Source organism: Thiocapsa bogorovii (assembly GCF_021228795.1).
Taxonomy (GTDB): Bacteria; Pseudomonadota; Gammaproteobacteria; order Chromatiales; family Chromatiaceae; genus Thiocapsa; species Thiocapsa bogorovii.
Window position 1 is genome coordinate 1,338,011 of the sequence record NZ_CP089309.1, and the last position, 16,631, is coordinate 1,354,641.

Consider the following 16,631-nt stretch of genomic DNA (forward strand, 5'->3'; position numbering starts at 1 on the left):
TCCATGTCCGCTCATGGCTCGGCGCGTTCGAAATAGATGTCGTACTTCTGCTGCGCGACCGCCTGGTAGTAAACGCCGTTGAGGATATCGGTCTGCGGGTCGGAGGTGAGGTTGTAGGTGGAACCGTTGTAGCCCCCAGCGCGCAGTTCCAGGAAGACCGTGATCGTCTTACCTTCCCGCGACGCCTCGGCCTTCGCGAACGGAAGTTGCCGGGGATTCGCGTGGGCCGCGTCGAGCCTGCCACTGCCGTCGATGCCGCGGATCGCGATCATGTAGCCACCGTCGGGGCGTACCCATAAGCCCAACAAGCTGTCGTAACCGGGTGGGACTCCGCTGCTGGCGTCTCGGCCACGACCGCTGGAGACGCGATATCTAGCGCGATGGCATGCCCTGCGGAGACGCCGAGGGCAAGTGCGAGTATCGATAGGGTTCGCAGAACGCGTTTCTTCATTGAGATTTCTTCCACATTGATCCTGCCGACACCCAGCCCACCCGCTGAAGCACCCGCGTCGGGATCTCGTTCCAGCAAGGTTGGAGGGAAACGCGCGGGCCGCTCACTTACGCAGCGGCCTGCTCGTCTCACGGCCGGATCAGCGGCTGGCCTACGCGCGAACTGACTCGACCTTCTTCAGGGCTTCATCGGTTGAACGTCGTCTCCGCTGGCCGGCCGATGCCCGAAAAGTTGTTTTACGCCACCGCGCCGACGCCGAGTCCGTCATACTTGGATTCGAACTCAATCCTGTGCTGACCGGGCGTGAGCGCCTCCGGTCCCTTCCACTTGATACGCTCCGGATCGCGCAGGTTCCACAGGAATACCGGCTTGCCCTCGAGCAGGTACATGCCGAAGCCGGCGAAGCGCCCGCCGGACGTCACGATCATGCCCTCTGCGCCGCCTTCGGGCACGGTGATGTCCGCGATCGTGAAGAAAGAGCTCGTCGGCTGGGTTGAGCTTACGAAACCCAGTATTTCAGAGGCTTAAAATGCCGCCATCGCTGGGTTTCGTACCTAAACCCAGCCTACGGGCTGCGCCTGCACAAGGGATAAGTAAACCGTCACCGCAACTCGCTCGGGCGGACCATATCTGTCCGGAGCGGCTCCCGCTTTCGGAAGGGAACTCGTGTTCCGTAGAGTTCAATACGACCTCCGGCCATCGTTAGAGCGTACAGGTCAACCCCAGTGGACCGCTTGTCATTTCGCGACAGTCGCCTGGCGAGTCGGGGATGCTCATCCTTGAGTCTCTCCAACCGCCGGCATCGCGTCGAAGCTGCCGCCCAAAGCGAGATGCAGCCGGATGCGATTGGCGCGCTGTTCGTTGCTGGTCTTGATCACGGCGGCCCGGGTCGCGATCTGATCCGCCTGAAGGCTCGACACCCAGAGCAGGTCGCGGCTGCCGGCCTCGTATTGGATCTTCGCCAACCGTACCGCCTCGGTGCTGCTCGCCAGGGCGGCCTCCTCGAAGGGCAGGCGCATGGCGACCAGGGATTCGTTCGCCAGGGCGTTCTCGACCTCTTCGAATGCCGTGAGTAGCGCGGCGCCGTAGGCCGCAACCGCCTGTGCCTGTTCGGCGGTCGCGATCTGGACCTGGGCACGCAGCGCGCCGCCCTCGTAGATCGGGATCGACATGCCGACGGCCGCGGAGACCAGCCAGGGGTTGAGCCGCAGCAGCGAGAGGACGTTATCGCCCAAGCGCCCACCCACCAGCGAGACCCCAAGGTCCGGCAGCAGGGCGAGGCGCGCCGCCTCCTGCTTGCGGAAGGCCGCCAGGACCTGCTGCTCGGCCGCGACCAGGTCGGGCCGGCGCCCGAGCAAGGCCGCGGGTGCCCCGGCGGCGACGGGCGGCGGCAACGCGGGCAGCACCAGCGCGGCCTCGATCTCCGCGGCCGGGTAGCGGCCGAGCAGCACCTCCAGCGCCCGGCGTGCCTCGCCGTAGGCGGCGGTCGCCCGCTGCTCCTCGGCCCGGGCCATGTCGAGCCTGGCACTGGTGGCGGCAATGTCCAGTTCCGTCGTCTTGCCGGCCGCCTGCCGGATAGTCACCAGCTTGAGTTGTTCGCCATAGACCTGAGCCGCCTGCTCCGCCAGTACCAGCAGTTGATGCGTCTCGCAGGCGAGATACCAGGCCTTCGCCACGGTGGCCCCGAGTGACTGGCGGGCGTACTGGTAGTCCAATGCCGTTGCGGTCGCCTGGGCCTCGGTCGCGGCGCGTTGAGCACGTAGCCGCCCCCAGACATCCGCCTCCCAGGCGACGCCCGCGTAGACGATATCGCTGGCGGCGGTGCCGGCGTGATCCTGGTCGTGCGTCAACCTTGCTCCGGCATTCGCCCCCACCTGCGGCAGCAGCTGCGCCCCGACCACGAGCACGGCCTGCTGGGCGATGCGCACGGCCTCCGCCGCCTGCGCGAGGTCGCGGTTGTTCACGATTGCCTCGGCCACCAGGGCGTCGAGCACAGGGTCGTTGAAGGTCGCGAGCCAATTGTCAGTCACGGTCGCGTCAGAGGCTGAAGCCTGCCAGGTGGCCGGGATGGTGGTTCCAGCGGGCAGGGCGTCCACGACGATCTGCTGCCCGTCCGGCGGCGCGGAGAGGGCACATCCGGCCACCACGGCGGCCGTCGTGATGGCGGCTGCGGCGGCGATGGCAGGGGCACGCCTCAGCCGGAGAAGGGGTAGATCCAGTTCAACCATGAGTAGGCGCGTATGCCGACTTTGCGCATCCAGGAAAAGCTGCTCTTGGGGTTTGTGTAGATGGCCGCGCGCCCCTGGGTGCCGATGGGGAACTTGCTCTGATCCGGGTCGTCGAGTCGAATGATGACTGCAAACTGTCCCTGGGGGACGTCCGCGGGGACCGCGTTGAAGTTCGGCAGGTTGCCGCTCGGGAGCATCTGTCCGAATCCGCTTCCCTGCCAGATGCCCTCGACGGTGCCCGGCCAGATCTGGCCTGGGTAGAGGTCCAGGGCGACTTCGACCGGTTGCCCTGGCTTCACGTATTTGAGGTTCTCCTGGAAGTATTGGGCCACCAGATAGCGGTCGTCGTCGCAGATGAGGGAGGCGATGGCACCGAAGCGCACGTCGCCGGCCACCATGCCGGGGCGCACCTGTAGATTCATGATGTAGCCGTCCTCCGGGGCCACCATGATGGTGTTGTCGAGGTAGAACCGGGCCAGAGCGAGCTCCGCCTGGATCGTTGCGACACTGGTGTTGACGCCGTCGATGTCGGAGGTAAAGCGCAGGCGCGCGCGCTGCTCGTCGGCCTGGGCCTCAAGGATGCCGGCCTCGCCGGCGGCGACCTGGGCGGCCCACTTCTCGGCGTCCTCCTTGGGACCCGCCCCCTGCTTGGCCAGGTTGGCCGAAAGCTGGCTCTGGTACTTGGTGTAAACCAGTTCGTCCTTCAGTTTCGCGAGCTTGTGCACCGAGATGGCCACGTCGGCTTCATCGATCAGAACGTCCTGCTTGGCCTTGGCCAGCTGCGCCTCCAGGTTCCGCACCTTGTACTCGTAGGGGCGGCGGTCGAACTGGAACAGCGGCGCCCCGGCCTTGACGTGCTGGTTGTGCGCGACCAGCACATCGGTGACCAGGGTCGGCTCCGACAGCCGCGGGGTGAGCTGGATGGTGTGCTGGACCAGCTTGGCCTCGGTCGACAGCGGCGCCACGAAGCGCAAACCGATCATAAAGATGATCAGCAGGTGCAGACCGAACAAGACCGAGACGACGCCCCAGGCAATGCTGAACTTGATCCATTTGAAATAGAAGAAGACTAGCCAGACGACGACGGCGTAGACGAAGCAGATGACGAGACCGGCAATCACGCGGCTTGGGCCTCAGTCCTTTCGGTCGGCGGCGGGTGGTGAGGCAGCCTCCGCGGCCTTCGGCGATGCGCTAGGCTTCGCATTCGGCTGCTCGTTCGGCCCCTCATTCGTCTGGGGCGCCGGCTCGCGCGGCGCGCCTCGGAGCCGTGCGATCTCCTCTTCGGTCGCGCGCGCTTCCTCGCGCGGGAAGCGGCGGATGTCGACGACGTCGGTGGGCTTGTAGGCCCAGATGAAGGCCTGCACCCAGGGATAGATGGTCGGCAGCAGACCAGCCCAGCCAAGCAGCTTGACCGCTTCCGCCTCCGGGTGGTTGCGGGCCATCGCGATGCGCCCGGGCAGCCCGGCCAGCCAGACCCCGAAAGCGACCACCGAGGCCCCTGCCAGGGCGAAGGTGACGAAAGTTAAATAGTCCCAAAAGCCGAGTTCAAATCCCATGGCGCTCCCCGTTCCGGACTTGTTGCGACGGGCCTGCCCCGAACCGGACCGCCGGCGGGAGGGTTCCTGCCTATGCGATCTGGATTCATGACTGTCACGCCCACCATTTGCGTAGGTTGCTAGCCCTCCGCTTCCACCTCGGCGAGGGCATCCCGCAGCGACTGGAGGATCAGCTTACGCGTGGCGCCCTCGTCGACCGCGTCGGGTACGTCCCACTCCATGATTCGGCTGTATTTCTTCAGCATGTGCCGAAGGTCCTCCACGATTTCCCGGTGATAGCGCGTCATCTCGATAGTTTCGATGTCGGTCACTGCTGGTCTCCTGTCGGGTTGCTCGGGGTGCTGCCTCCGTGCGACGCGGCTCTTGAGAGCCGCGCATCAGGCCGGCTCGGCCTGAACTTGCGTACGCTCGCGGCTGAGGAATGTCCTCCTGCGCGGGTCAGCTCGTGTGGATTTCGGTGGGTAAATGCCGGTTCAGGATCTCCTCGATCTCGGCCTCGGCCGTCGTCGGACTCATCACCTGGACCTGCTTCTTGTCGTGGTCGACGCGGATCTTCTCCTGCGGGATGCCCACTGAGATCAGGTCATTACGCACATTCGGGAGGGTGTCCGCCGATGCATACACGGCGGTGATGATTTCTGCCATTTTGTTGATCTCCTCTGTGGTTACGGCCTCTGTGGTTAAGGCCTGTGGTGGTTACGGAAAGAGCAGCGCCAGCTGTACGTTCAACGCCCAGCTCGGCGCGTTGTTCGGACGAGAGGGCAGGCAGCAGCGGGTTCGAGCCCGATTGAGCTGCTGCCCAGCGTGGGCTCGGAACGCGTCGGCAGCAGGGCAGCGGCCCCGAGTTCCCGCAAGAAGCTACCGTTCGAGCGAGGCGCTGAGGTATCCAGCGCCTACGTTCCGGGCCATAGATTAATCCTTCTTCTCGTCCATGTGCTTGATCTCTGCTTCGGCCTTCATGTTGGTGGCGACGCAATCGGCGACGTGATCGTCGATCTTGTCAGCCGCAATGCTCTTCTCCATCGCTACCTGGCGACAGTAATCCTCGACCTCTGCCTTGTCCGCGGCAGCGAGCGCCGCCAGTGGAACCGAAGTGAAGGCGATGAGTGCGAATGAGACCGTGGTCTGCTTTTTCATTGGGTCAGCTCCTTAGAATCATTAGCACTGTTGACGATCGATTTCGCCGCTCCTCGTCCGAATGCGTACGACAACGCGGGACACCATCTAGCCCGCGGCGAGCGGCAAAATTAGCACGATGTGCGTCCCCCCAGGAACAGGGCGTTGGGCGACCTGTTCGCGCGAACGCGGCCCTGACGCTTGCCGGCGAAACCGGAGACGACGAGCATGACCAGCCAAGTTGACAGGGTCGTTCGACCCGTTCAATCCCTCCCGAGCGTCAGCCATCGGTTTATCCGTGTAACCAGGGCCTCGCCCCCCGGGGAGTCCGCTGTAGTGGTCCATTTGAGGGCCATCCCGGAGCCAAATGCCAGCAGGATGATGACCGCCACCAGCGCGGCGAACAGGGAGTCGTCGATGATGTTCAGCGAGCGACCGACACCGACGAAGATCAGTGCGACCTCGCCGCGCGGCAGCATGCCGAATGCAATGGTGGCATGGTCGACTCCAGGCCCCGCGAGCTTTGCGGCGGCCAACTTGCCGACAATCGCCACCAGCAGCAGCGCGAGGGTCAGCAGCAACGTAGGCCATTCGAGAAAGACCGCCAGATTCACCTGCATCCCGATCAACAGGAAGAAGATCGGCGCGAATACCGCGATCAGGGGCACCAGCATCTGCTTGGTCTGGTCGCGCAGCGCCTCGTCCGACAGGATCAATCCCGCCGCGAAGCCGCCGATGGTGCCGCTCAAACCCAGGGTGCTGCACAACCAGGCGAGCAGAAAGGCGAACGCGAGCGGCGCCAGGAAGCGGATCTCCGCCGGACTGATGCGGTTCAGCTGATGTGCGAGCGGGCGCCCGAGCCGGTCACCGAAGACGACGATGGCGCCCAGGAAGAGGGCGCTGGAGGCCAGCAACCAAGCGACCGCGGGCAGGTCAAGGTGGCCCTTGACGACCAGCTCGATTGCGAGCGCAAGCAGCACCAGGCCAATTACGTCATTGAGCACGCAGGCCCCAAGGATGAGCCCGCCCTCGGCGGTGTTTGCCTTGTCAACGTCGTCCAGCATGCGGGTGACGACGCCGATGCTGGTTGAGCAGAGCGTAGCAGCGACGAAGAAGCGACCCGACGCGGACAGGTCCAGCGGCAGCAGCCAAGCTACCCCGAGCCCGAGCAGAAGGGTCCCGAGCGCTCCGCCGACCGCCACCCGCGCCGCCCCCGCCCCGACCTCGCGTAGTTGGCGGACACCGGTCTGAAGTCCGACCCGGAACAGCAGCAGGATGATACCGAGGCTCGAGAAGAGCCATAGGCTCAAGCCGGTATTCACGTTGGCTAACGCATGGTCTCCGCTCAGCAGTTGCAGCACCTGATCACCGCGCCCGCCCGGTGCCATTTCCTCTGTGGAGAAGATCGTTGCTGCCGCATCGCCGACCGAGACGCCGCTCTTCCACACCTCATCGAAGACCGGGCTGGCGGCGCCGTAGCTCATGATGAAGTCGAAGAACGGAAGCCCCAGCCAATAGCCGAGATTGCCAACCAGAACCCCGATCAACAGTTCCCCCAGCACCCCGGGCTGGCGGAATCTGTTGGTCAGCCAGCGCGCCACGACGACCATGGTCAACAGCAGCGCCAACTCCAGCAGGATGCTAGCGAAGGGATCCGTGGTCATCGCCTGTGTCGGTAGTTCGAGCAGATCGGGCATGTCCGTTTCCTCAGGGTAAAGGACGACGGCTGCGTTAGCGGTTCATGTCCGGAGGGCCCGGCTTGCGTTGCTGGGTCTGCGTGACCTCGCCCGCAAGTTGGCTACCGCTGATCTTCGCAACCACGGGCTCCGCTGCCTGCGAAAACGCGACTCCGGGCAACGCTGCGCCAGTGGTTAGCAAAGCGCCTAGGGCAAGTCGGAATAGGTTCTTCTGCATGATAATATCCCCTGATTACAGATATTTATAAGATACAAGATCAGGGTGTGCCCTCGATGGTCGCTCGCAGCGCGTCTTCCTTTTCTTGAAGCTCGGCCTTCTTGGCCTCGACGAGTTCCAGCAGCTTGGCCTTCGCGGCCTCGGCGTCGACCTTCATATCCGCAGCCTTGGCTCGCGCTGCCTCGAGCTTGGTGCTGAGCTCGGTGTCTGTTGACTTGGCTCCGGCTTCGAGTTGAGCCATTCCCTCCTTCAGGCAGTCGCCAGCCGCATCGAGCTTACCCTGCAGCTTCGCCTTCAGTTCTTGCCTATTTCTGATGGTGAGGTGCTGATGGTAAGGGGTTGCTCAACGGGGATCAGCGTATTCGCTATGTTGAACGTCGAAGCCGGTGAGAACCTTCGCCTTGCCCCAATGAAATTACGCGCGAATTATGCCACTCTTGATCGCGCCGGACTGACCACTTTACGCCAACCGGCGAAGCACTAGGCTAGAGCGCGACGGTCATTCGGCGAATGGTGAAGGGACCGAGGGAAAACCGGCCGGGTTCAATTTTTGCTAAGCGGCGACTATGCACCGGCGTACACCCATCCAATTCGACGGTCTGCCGCTGCAAAGCCTGCACCGGGTTTCTGATTTGATTGAGCCTGGCACCTGTTCCTCACTCTCCGAAAGGGCCTTTCGGCAGCTTGTCACGGGTCGGTGACTGAAAATTCCCGCCGGCGACCACCTCTCGCGGAACCGACGGTGCCTCCTGCTGGGGAATCTCCGCTGAGTAGATCTTGTCAATCGCGACCTCGGCGTCTTCTGAAACCGGTGTCGGCGCCTGCTCGGCGGGTGTCGCTGGGCCGCCGGATTGGGCCGCGTAATAGCTTCATCTGCGTCGACAATGCCACCGAGGTGGGTGCGCACTGTTCCTTGTAGCGATTAGGGCGCAGCCCATCGAGTGCATCGCGGCGAAATAGAGGCCTTCAGTACGCAACCACGAGCCGGACCCACAGATAGGCGATGGCCAAGGTCACGGCGGAGACGGGCAGGCCGACCTTGGCGAAGCTCCAGAACGAAATCTTAAGGCCCTTCGCGGCCGCCGCATCGACGACGATGATGTTGGCGAGGCTGCCGATGATAATCAGGTTGCTGGCGAGGCCGCTGGCGAGCGCCATCAGCGGCCCGGCCAGGGGGTCTTGTCCGGCAAAGGGGAGCAGCAGCATCACGGTCGGCACGTTGGAGGTGATATCACTCAGCACGGCCGTGACCGCAAACAAGACGCCCGAGTCCTGCAAGTCGATACCCATTGTCCGCAGCCAAGTCACCAGGTCCGTCGCCAAACCGGCCTTGGCGAAGGCGCCGTTGACGATGAACAGCCCAACGAACAGGATCAGCAGGTCCCAGTCCACGCGCTCGAGCATTGGCCGCGCCATGAAGCGGGCGTTGAACAGCATCAGCACGCCACCGACGGTCGCGACCATGCCGCGGTCCCATTCAGTGAACACGAAGGAGTACAGGAAAAACAACAACACCAACAGACCCTTGATCGTCTCCCATCGATCGAAGGAGGGATCAGGTAACGCATCGGGCTGCGGCGCATCACCGGGTTGCAGCGCCCAGCGACCGCGATAGATCAGGGCCAGCACTGCCCAGACCACCAGCAGCGACAGCAGCGCCGGGACCAGTGCATACACCAGATACCCGGAGAAACTCAGATCCAGCCGCTGCGCGATCAACATGTTCTGCGGGCTGCCGATAATGGTCGCGACCGAGCCGGCGTTGGCGGCAAGCGCGATCGCGAGCAAGAATGGCACCGGATTCATGCCGCGGCGCAGCGCGATCGCCAGCACCACCGAGGTCATCGCAACCGCGACCACGTCGTTGGTGAGGAAGGCCGACAGCACGCCCACCAACGCGATCAGGAGGCCCAGCAGCATGACCTGCGAGGCTTGGATTCGCGCTACAAGACCTGAGAGTGCCGCGTAGAGGCCAGCCGTCTGAAGCTGCACTGAAACGAGCATCAGTCCGAACAGCATACCCAGCGTCCCGAAGTCGATGGTGGCGATGGCGGCCGCCTGATCCAACTCGCCGAGAGCGAGCAGGACGACTGCGCCGCCGAGCGCAACCGAGGCGCGATCCATCTTCAGCCCGGGCAACCTGCCCAGAATCATGCCGAGGTAGACCACCAGAAAAACGATCAGGGTAACGGACAAATCATCGGCCTCGCGTAAGGGTAGTGAACGCGGAAGATACCTGCCGGGCGGAAGCGCCTGATCGCATCCCTGCGATGGTCTGAAGACCGCAAGCCCCGGCGCGCCTGACCAATCTTACGACGACGCGGCTTCGGCGCCGGCCGCGGGGACCTTGGTATCGCTCGCGCCGAGCGGCTGGTTGATCGTGCGCCGCTGCTTCGCCTGCCACCCGGTCTTGTGATCGGCCAGGGCATAGGTTGCACGCTTAATGATATCCATCAGGAAGACCCAGATCAGCGTGTAGGCCAGAACCCAACCGATGGTAGTCCACGACAGCTTGGGCACCAGCCAGCCGTAGGCGCACATCAGGATTGCGAGAATGTTGGTTGCCCAGAGTGCGGCATTGAGCGGGAGGCTCGGGAACGGCGGCAGGAAGAACCAGCGCGCGGTGCGTGTGTTGTAGAGCAGAAAGTGGCCGCCAAGGACGATCTGCAGGAACATCACCGATTGCAGCTCGGCCTGGGTAAAGAGTTGAAACAATGCCTGCTCCGGTTCACTGCTCAGGATCTCGAAACCGATCAGCAGCAGACCGAACGACTGCACCACGGAGAAAAAGCCGAGCACCGAGGACACGCCCAGCACCCGCCGCATCTTCCAGCGGATCGGTTGCGGCGCGACCTCGGTGTTGTCATAGGCGATGGCCATGATCGGCGCATCGTCGAGCACGGCCAGGACGACGATCATGATCGCGGTCAGCGGCGTGAACTCCAGCAGCAGCGTGGACAGCACGACCAGGAACATGATGTCCATGGTCAGCGCCACGCGATAGATGGTGTAGCTGTTGATCCGGCCGAAAATACGCCGGGCCTCGTCGATGGCGCTATTGATGACCGACAGGCCTGGCGCGGTGAGGATCAAGGCCGCTGCGCCGCGGGCGGCGTCGGTGGCCCCGGACACGGCGGTGCCGCAGTCCGCCTGTTTCAGTGCCGGCGCGTCGTTGACGCCGTCTCCGGTCATCGCCACTAGATGGCCGCGATCCTGTAACGCCTTGACAATGGCGTACTTGTGCTCCGGAAACACCCGCGCGAACCCGTCCGCCCGCTCGATGGCCTCGGCGATGTCCGGCGGGACGTTGTTGGGGTCCATGTCTTTGGGGAAGGCTTCCGCCGCCGGGATGATGTTGGTTCCCAGGCCGAGCTGGCGAGCGGTTTCCCGGGCGATGGCGGTATCGTCGCCGGTGACCATCTTGACCCGGACGCCCTTGATAGCGGCCTCATCAATGGTGGTCTTGGAATCGTCCCGCGGCGGATCGAACATCGGCAGGATGCCGAGCAGGCTCCAGGTCTTGCCCTCGTCGTCGGAGCGAGCGACGCCTAGAGCGCGATAGCCCTTGGTGCCAAGGTCCTCGACAGCCTGCTGGACCTTCGCAGCGTCAGCATCGTCCAGGGTAGCCAATGCGGCGATCACTTGCGGTGCCCCCTTGGACACGAGCATGGTCTTGCCGTCGGGTGTTGAGACCTCGGCCTGGGTGCGCTTGCCGACTGGATCGAATGGCTTGTACTTGATCTGTTTGTAGGCGGACAGGGCGGCTTGATCCTTTAGAGCACCGATCACGGCGGTGTCGATGGCGTCGCGGTCCTCGATCTTGGAGGCCAGGGCGCCGGCCAGCACCACCTCTTGCGGATCGGTGCTGGTGAACAGGATCGGGTCGGCCAGGGTCAGGACGTTTTTGGTCAGGGTGCCCGTCTTGTCCGAGCAGAGGATGTCGACCCCCGCCATCTCCTCGATCGCCGAGAGCTTGGAGACGATCGCCTTCTGCTTGGACAGGGCCAACGCCCCCAACGCCATGGTGATCGAGAACACCGCCGGCATCGCGACCGGAATGGACGCCACCAGCAGAATCAACACGAACTGCAGGATGTTGAGCGCGTCGTCCCATTTCCAGTCGTCTCGTATCACGATGTCGCGCCAGACATCGAACCCGACCATAATCAGCGCGAGCACCACCGCGACGACGATCAGGAAGTTGGCGATCTGGAACATGGCGGTCTGGGCATGGCTGACCGATCCGGCGCCGGCCACCAGCTGGGCGGTGCGCCCAAAAAAGGTGTTGGAGCCGGTGGCGATGACGACACCCTCCATCTCGCCCTCCTTGACCACACTGCCGGAATAGGCCGCGTCACCGACCTTCTTGTCAGCCGGCAGTGATTCGCCCGTCAGTGCTGCCTGGTCGATGGCGGCATGGTCGCCTCCGATCAGGCGCAGGTCGGCCGGGACGATCACGCCCAGTCGTATCTTGACGACGTCGCCCGGCACCAAGTTCGCGGCCTGCACGGTCTGCCATTGACCTTCACGCAGCGCGGTGGCCTCCGGCGCCAGGCTGTTCTTGAGTGCGGCCAGCGCGGAGGAGGCCTTGCGGTCCTGCCAGAACTCCAGGGCCGCATTGAACACCAGCAGGCCGAAGATGACGGCGAAGTCGTCCCAGCGCCCGAGGAAGGCAGAGACCACCGCGGCGGCCTCGATCATGTAGGCGATGGGACCGGTAAAGGGGCCCAGCAGCTTGGCGAGCAGCCCCTCTTTCTTTTCGACCAGGGCGTTTGGCCCGTACTGGACCAGTCGTTGTTCCGCCTCTGCGTTGCTCAATCCCTTGTCTGCCTTCACGTCCAGTGCCGCCAGGACCTCGGCGACCGGTCGCTTGTCCAGATCGACCAGTCCGCCTGCCGACGCCGGGTTGCCCACGGCCTTTGCATTGTTCATGTTCGTTCCTCGCTCTTCAGCCCGTGGTCGGCCAGGTTTCAATCAATTGGTGTCGCGGTTGGACGGCACCACTGCGAGCCGGTAGTCAATGTGTCAAAACCGCGTTGGATACAGAAGTCGCGGTCGCCAAAAAAGCGCCGCCACCAGCGCTATTCGTTTGCGCGCTAATTGTCCTTCTTGTTCTTTTTCTTTTTCTTGCCCTTCTTCGAGTTGTCGCTTCCCGCCTCGACCGAAGCATCCGGGTCAGCGATGCCCGCTTGCTCTGCCATGCCGTGGTACTTGCTCGCGATCTCCGCCATATCCACCGAGGGCGCGGGGAAGGACATCTTCAGCGACTCAAGCGTCTCCGCGACGATTTTCGAGATCGCCAGGTTTCGGAACCACTTGTGGTTGGACGGGATAATGAACCAGGGCGCTTGCTCGGTGCTGCATTTGCCGAGCGCATCCTCGAACGCGCTGGTGTAGGCATCCCAAAACGGGCGTTCGGCATAGTCACCCTCGCTGATTTTCCAATGCCGAGCTGGATCATCAATGCGCTGCTTGAAGCGCCGGAGTTGCTCGTCGCTATCGATGTGGAGATAGAACTTCAGGATATGTGTGCCGTTGTCCGCAAGCATCTGCTCGAAGGCATTGATCTGGGCGTAGCGCTTGGACCAGACCGAGCGCGGAACCATTTCATGCACACGTTGCACCAGGACATCTTCATAGTGCGAACGGTTGAAGATGGCCACTTGCCCCTTTCCCGGCGTGTGCTGGTGATAGCGCCACAGGAAATCATGGGCGGCCTCCTCCTTGGACGGCACCTTGAAGCCCGTGACGGAACAGCCCTGTGGATTCATCGCCCCGAGTACGTGGTTGATCGTGCCATCCTTGCCTGCGGCGTCGCGCCCCTGCAGCACGATCAGCAGGGATCGCTTGTCCTCCGCGTACATCAGGTACTGCAGATCGTGCAGCTTCTGGTTATGCGCTTCGATTTCCGTCAGCGCATCCTGATGCGTTTCGTGCTGATCTTTGAACCCCGCGTCGATCTTGCTTAGGTCCACCTTTGAACCAGGGGCGACGCCGAATTGTTTTCTGTAGGTCATGATTCGTAGTCTCCGTGCGAGTTGCTGAGGAGCCGAAGGTTTTGCACGATCTCGCGGTGGCAGCGTGCCATCTCGACCTTTTCGATGTCAGTCATCTGGATCTCCTTTGGGATGACGCTGGGTTCTGCTTGGAGTTGACGCGGCGCTAGCGTCGCCTTCAGGCGGGTTCGGCCTGGACCTGTACAGACTTGCGCGCATCCAGGGCCAGGAAGATGTACGACCACCCGTTGAAGATGAGTTCGATGGCCACGAAGAGACCGATCACCCAAAGGCCGGACGCCGGCCATTGGGCAATGATCATGCCGCCGAGCAGAATGGATACCAGCCCCGAGAGCAGCGCCCAGTACCACCCCGCGGCCGCGTCTCGGACCCGTAAGGCCATCATGATCCGGACCACGCCGACGACGATGAGGATGCCGGCCAAGACCAGGGTCAGTAGGCTTGACGCGAGCACGGGATCAATAAGAATCAGGCCTCCCGCTGCGACATAGAGCAGGGCAATGAGTACATGCGCCAGCATGCCCTTCCAGCCCTTGCAGCCAAAGGCTTGCACGAGTTGAAGCAGGCCCGGGGTCAGGATCAGGGCGCAAAAGAAGACAACGGTCGCTAGGGTCAACCCGAAGGTCATATAGAGGCCGACGCCCCCGAGCAGGATCGAGATGATTCCGAAGGCCAGTAGCCAGCCCCAGTTCTTCTCTAGTGCACCGAACACGGCGGCGACTGCGGCCTTACTCGTTGCATCATTGGTTGGGGTCATGACGATCTCCTCCATATTGCAAGCAGCAACTGGACCTGGGCTCGGTTTTGCCAGTCGGCACCGCTCGCGGAAGAGCCCGCGAGCGGGCCGTCTACATCATTAGAAGTGCTCTTTGATCTTTGTCCACAGCGAGGCCTCTTTGTCGCCCTCGCACGCCGTCACGACAGCTGCAATCGGTTGGCCGAACGCGTCATAGCCGACCTCGAGATCCTCGGCGCCGACCTCTTTCTTGGACGCTGCCGCCTCGATGCCGCTCATCCAGTAGACGATGTCGTCCTGTTGCGATTCGTCCATCGCAAGGAATTGGTCGCAGGTGACATCCTTCAGCTTGTCCGCGCTCGCGGCGCCCGCCGACAACAGAATGCCAAGGCCTGCGCCCAGCGAAAGTGCAATTGCTGCTTTCTTCATCGATATAGATCTCCGAACGATTTCGACCCGCTAGCGGGTCATGAAGGTTTCTTACGATCGCTCCGACCACGGCATTGCCTGGGGAGTCTTTGCTTGGCACCGCCAATAGAGGGCCTTGTGCCGCCATCCGCGTTGGTGCCCAAACGGCATGCGTTCGGGCCGCCTTGTTTGCCGGTGATTGTCCGTTGGCCGGCCTGGCGGCATTGGCGTAGCGCGACCGGTGGTCGGCCCACCAGTCGTTCCTCTCGAGGACCAAGAAAATTCCAGAAACGCGGGCCGGATTTTGCCGGATCAGCCGAGGTCGCGACCTACCATTTGGCGCCAAATAAGCAGGCTGGGCTCCTGCCGCCCAATCTAGCCCGGCAGCGGGAGAAGTTAAGAAAGAGTGGCGCGCACGCTATGTCGCGCAGGGTCATCCGCCCCTTTCGCTGGTGGCCGAGATCGTCGGTATGAGCGAGCGCATCTTGCAGCGTCGGCTGGCGCAAAGCGGCTCGACCTATTCCCAAGTTGTCCAAGGGGCGCGTTTCTCCATCGCATCGGACCTGATGGCGGATTCCGACCTGGACATTACCGACATCGCGTTTGCGGCCTGCTACGACAACGCCCCGCACTTTTCCAGGGCGTTCAAGCGGCTGACGGGCATGACACCGCGCGACTACCGCCGCGCCGGGGCCTGGAGCATCGGCGAGGGGCGGATGCCCACGGCAACGCCTTCGGCGCTGGCCTGAGCTCGTGGGCTGGGTTGGGCCTGCGAAACCCAGCATTTCAGGAGTGACGATACCGCGGTCGCTGGGTCTCGTGCCCCAAGCCAGCCTACGGGCTACACTGATCTCGTGTAGTCGGGAAGGAGACATCTAGGGCAAATCTAACAATCTAACTCGCTCCAGGGTCATTGTTCGGACCCGATATAGCGCTCCAGTACGGACTTCCACGCCTCGCCGCGGGTGATGTCCAGAAGTGAACGATTGATGGGCTCACGCAGCGGGCTGGGCTGCGGCAAGGCGATGCCGTAGTCTTGCCGCTGCAAGACCTGGGGCAGCACGCGCAAGGTGTCCTCGTGATCCCTGGCAATCAGGAAGCGAAGGATCGGTGCGTCGTACAGGACCGCGTCTGCATCACCGGCGGCGAGCCGGCTCAACGCCTGCTCCAAAGACGGGGCGGTCTTGTGGCGAACTCCGTAGCGCGTCAGGAACTCATCGCTGGTGCTGTCGGCGACCGTGACCACCCGGGTGCCGTAGAGGTCGTTCGGGCCGCGGATGGGGTGTCTCAGCTCGCCGACCGTCAGCGCGGTGGCGATGGCGGCGGTGAAGCCTGAGACCATGATCACGCTGGCGAACATCCAGACGAGCGCAATCCCGCGACCGATGGCCGTGATCGGCGTCTTGTCGCCGTAACCGACGGTTGTCATCGTAACCGCGGACCACCAGAGACCGGAGCCGATCCCTCGCGCCAAGCCACCGTGAAAGTGGGCGTTGCGGCGGCGCTCGGCCAGCCAGATCAGCACTCCGATCAACGTCAGCAGTCCGAGCAGGGCCGCCACGCTGTGCAGGAAGCGACCGGAGAAGAGGCGCTGCAGGGTTGCCATGAAGCCACCCTCGGGGTGCTGCACGACAGCGATCCCGAGCCCCGAGGTGTAGAAGGGTTGGGTGAAGTCCACCCGCTCCTCGCGCGCGCCGGTGATGGTCAGCGCCGCCGCGACGGCATCCACCTCACCCTCGGCCACGGCATCCACCATCCGGCTTAGATCCAGTTCCACCAGCCGGTAGTCCAGGTTCAGCCGCTCGGCGATCTGTGCCCAGAGATCGATGGCGATGCCGCTCCAGCTCCCGTCGGCGTCCCGCATCGCGAACGGCGGGACCTGGCGGGTGCCGATGACCAGCGGCGACCGACCGGACCCGACGGCGTCCGGCTCCGTTTCCGGTTGCGCGCGGACCACCCCGGAGGCCGCCAGGCAGGTCACCAACAGCAGGGCGGTCAGCAGCGGGTGCATGCTGTGACGTGAATTGATGAGGATCGCCGCATGCGTGTCGGTGCTGGGGCTAAACCGCATCCGGCGCGGCATGCGTCGTCTCTTCATCGAAGCTGCCTCGGCCGGATCCTGGAACCTGCGAGATGACGCGGTTCAGGATCGTCAATAATCAGAACGTTAAACTGCGTCCCCGCCTGGTTCACGGGTTCACGCAC

Annotated in this window: 17 protein-coding genes; 1 reads left to right on the forward strand and 16 read right to left on the reverse strand. The window is 63.4% G+C overall.

Annotated elements, in window-relative coordinates; genetic code table 11:
* Positions 1-11: 11 nt before the first annotated feature.
* The 15 genes from LT988_RS06030 to LT988_RS06100 form a co-directional block, all read right to left on the reverse strand.
* Entirely contained in the window at positions 12-272 is a 261-nt protein-coding gene (locus LT988_RS06030; RefSeq protein ID WP_232409310.1) for a hypothetical protein, read from the reverse strand.
* Positions 273-687: 415 nt separating this feature from the next.
* Positions 688-903 carry a hypothetical protein gene (locus LT988_RS06035; protein WP_232409311.1) on the reverse strand — a complete coding sequence of 72 codons (216 nt, stop codon included), beginning with the start codon at positions 901-903 and terminating at the stop codon, positions 688-690.
* 321 nt (positions 904-1,224) lie between these two features.
* Positions 1,225-2,679, reverse strand: coding sequence for a TolC family protein (locus tag LT988_RS06040; protein ID WP_232409312.1), 1,455 nt, complete (start codon positions 2,677-2,679; stop codon positions 1,225-1,227).
* Entirely contained in the window at positions 2,646-3,800 is a 1,155-nt protein-coding gene (locus tag LT988_RS06045) for an HlyD family secretion protein (protein ID WP_232409313.1), read from the reverse strand. Before LT988_RS06045 ends, LT988_RS06040 begins: the two co-directional genes overlap by 34 nt.
* 12 nt (positions 3,801-3,812) lie before the next feature.
* Positions 3,813-4,235: a DUF3302 domain-containing protein gene (locus LT988_RS06050; protein ID WP_232409314.1), complete on the reverse strand. Its 423-nt coding sequence runs from the start codon at positions 4,233-4,235 to the stop codon at positions 3,813-3,815.
* A gap of 119 nt (positions 4,236-4,354) precedes the next feature.
* Positions 4,355-4,546 carry a hypothetical protein gene (locus tag LT988_RS06055; RefSeq protein WP_232409315.1) on the reverse strand — a complete coding sequence of 64 codons (192 nt, stop codon included), beginning with the start codon at positions 4,544-4,546 and terminating at the stop codon, positions 4,355-4,357.
* Between the two features lie 127 nt (positions 4,547-4,673).
* Positions 4,674-4,880: a hypothetical protein gene (locus LT988_RS06060; protein ID WP_232409316.1), complete on the reverse strand. Its 207-nt coding sequence runs from the start codon at positions 4,878-4,880 to the stop codon at positions 4,674-4,676.
* A 267-nt stretch (positions 4,881-5,147) separates the two neighbouring features.
* Positions 5,148-5,372, reverse strand: coding sequence for a hypothetical protein (locus LT988_RS06065; RefSeq protein ID WP_232409317.1), 225 nt, complete (start codon positions 5,370-5,372; stop codon positions 5,148-5,150).
* A 242-nt stretch (positions 5,373-5,614) separates the two neighbouring features.
* Positions 5,615-7,048 (reverse strand): cation:proton antiporter, encoded by a 1,434-nt coding sequence (locus LT988_RS06070; protein ID WP_232409318.1) that lies wholly within the window; start codon positions 7,046-7,048, stop codon positions 5,615-5,617.
* Between the two features lie 257 nt (positions 7,049-7,305).
* Positions 7,306-7,506: a hypothetical protein gene (locus tag LT988_RS06075; protein WP_232409319.1), complete on the reverse strand. Its 201-nt coding sequence runs from the start codon at positions 7,504-7,506 to the stop codon at positions 7,306-7,308.
* 725 nt (positions 7,507-8,231) lie between these two features.
* A complete protein-coding gene (locus tag LT988_RS06080; protein ID WP_232410524.1) occupies positions 8,232-9,419 on the reverse strand; it encodes an ArsB/NhaD family transporter in 1,188 nt (395 codons plus the stop codon).
* Between the two features lie 156 nt (positions 9,420-9,575).
* Complete coding sequence (locus LT988_RS06085) at positions 9,576-12,197, reverse strand: plasma-membrane proton-efflux P-type ATPase (RefSeq protein ID WP_232409320.1); 2,622 nt, start codon at positions 12,195-12,197, stop codon at positions 9,576-9,578.
* 164 nt (positions 12,198-12,361) lie between these two features.
* Complete coding sequence (locus tag LT988_RS06090) at positions 12,362-13,282, reverse strand: polyphosphate kinase 2 family protein (RefSeq protein ID WP_232409321.1); 921 nt, start codon at positions 13,280-13,282, stop codon at positions 12,362-12,364.
* A 157-nt stretch (positions 13,283-13,439) separates the two neighbouring features.
* Positions 13,440-14,039 carry an HdeD family acid-resistance protein gene (locus tag LT988_RS06095; protein ID WP_232409322.1) on the reverse strand — a complete coding sequence of 200 codons (600 nt, stop codon included), beginning with the start codon at positions 14,037-14,039 and terminating at the stop codon, positions 13,440-13,442.
* 99 nt (positions 14,040-14,138) lie between these two features.
* Positions 14,139-14,447 carry an HdeA/HdeB family chaperone gene (locus LT988_RS06100; RefSeq protein WP_232409323.1) on the reverse strand — a complete coding sequence of 103 codons (309 nt, stop codon included), beginning with the start codon at positions 14,445-14,447 and terminating at the stop codon, positions 14,139-14,141.
* A 431-nt stretch (positions 14,448-14,878) separates the two neighbouring features.
* On the opposite strand from LT988_RS06100, the gene LT988_RS06105 reads away from it, so the two are divergent.
* Positions 14,879-15,175: a helix-turn-helix domain-containing protein gene (locus tag LT988_RS06105; protein WP_269752104.1), complete on the forward strand. Its 297-nt coding sequence runs from the start codon at positions 14,879-14,881 to the stop codon at positions 15,173-15,175.
* A gap of 161 nt (positions 15,176-15,336) precedes the next feature.
* Here LT988_RS06105 and LT988_RS06110 read toward each other — a convergent pair whose 3' ends face one another.
* Positions 15,337-16,524, reverse strand: a complete 1,188-nt coding sequence (locus LT988_RS06110) for a transporter substrate-binding domain-containing protein (protein WP_232409325.1) — start codon at positions 16,522-16,524, stop codon at positions 15,337-15,339.
* Between the last annotated feature and the right edge of the window lie 107 nt (positions 16,525-16,631).

Excerpts from the sequence above, each read along its gene's own strand:
- LT988_RS06030 (WP_232409310.1), bottom strand. The coding sequence starts at position 272 with ATGATCGCGATCCGCGGCATCGACGGCAGTGGCAGGCTCGACGCGGCC.
- LT988_RS06040 (WP_232409312.1), bottom strand. The coding sequence starts at position 2,679 with ATGGTTGAACTGGATCTACCCCTTCTCCGGCTGAGGCGTGCCCCTGCC.
- LT988_RS06050 (WP_232409314.1), bottom strand. The coding sequence starts at position 4,235 with ATGGGATTTGAACTCGGCTTTTGGGACTATTTAACTTTCGTCACCTTC.
- LT988_RS06060 (WP_232409316.1), bottom strand. The coding sequence starts at position 4,880 with ATGGCAGAAATCATCACCGCCGTGTATGCATCGGCGGACACCCTCCCG.
- LT988_RS06065 (WP_232409317.1), bottom strand. The coding sequence starts at position 5,372 with ATGAAAAAGCAGACCACGGTCTCATTCGCACTCATCGCCTTCACTTCG.
- LT988_RS06070 (WP_232409318.1), bottom strand. The coding sequence starts at position 7,048 with ATGCCCGATCTGCTCGAACTACCGACACAGGCGATGACCACGGATCCC.
- LT988_RS06075 (WP_232409319.1), bottom strand. The coding sequence starts at position 7,506 with ATGGCTCAACTCGAAGCCGGAGCCAAGTCAACAGACACCGAGCTCAGC.
- LT988_RS06080 (WP_232410524.1), bottom strand. The coding sequence starts at position 9,419 with ATGATTCTGGGCAGGTTGCCCGGGCTGAAGATGGATCGCGCCTCGGTT.
- LT988_RS06085 (WP_232409320.1), bottom strand. The coding sequence starts at position 12,197 with ATGAACAATGCAAAGGCCGTGGGCAACCCGGCGTCGGCAGGCGGACTG.
- LT988_RS06090 (WP_232409321.1), bottom strand. The coding sequence starts at position 13,282 with ATGACCTACAGAAAACAATTCGGCGTCGCCCCTGGTTCAAAGGTGGAC.
- LT988_RS06095 (WP_232409322.1), bottom strand. The coding sequence starts at position 14,039 with ATGACCCCAACCAATGATGCAACGAGTAAGGCCGCAGTCGCCGCCGTG.
- LT988_RS06100 (WP_232409323.1), bottom strand. The coding sequence starts at position 14,447 with ATGAAGAAAGCAGCAATTGCACTTTCGCTGGGCGCAGGCCTTGGCATT.
- LT988_RS06110 (WP_232409325.1), bottom strand. The coding sequence starts at position 16,524 with ATGAAGAGACGACGCATGCCGCGCCGGATGCGGTTTAGCCCCAGCACC.